The organism is Pseudoalteromonas sp. G5_S1_14_S5 (assembly GCF_054968605.1).
Genome location: NZ_JBQKUM010000300.1, coordinates 1 through 207, shown reverse-complemented (window position 1 = coordinate 207; position 207 = coordinate 1). Strand labels below are relative to the sequence as shown.

Below are 207 nucleotides of genomic sequence, written 5' to 3'. Positions count from 1 at the left end.
CCATAATGTTTAAGCGCGTCTTCAAGAGCTTCGATACAAAAGCTCGTGTCCATCGTGTTGGATAGCCGCCATGACAGCACCTTCCGGCTATACCAGTCGATAATGGCGACTAAATAGAGGAATCCCTTAGCCATCGGGATATACGTGATGTCAATCGCCCAAGCTTGGTTTGGGTAAGTGACTTCGATATCACGTAAAAGGTAGGGA

General features: G+C 47.3%; 1 protein-coding gene. It reads right to left on the bottom strand.

The features are described 5' to 3' along the window. The coding region (locus ACTRWI_RS22965) for a DDE-type integrase/transposase/recombinase (protein ID WP_499133974.1) at positions 1 to 207 on the bottom strand (207 nt) is incomplete at both ends.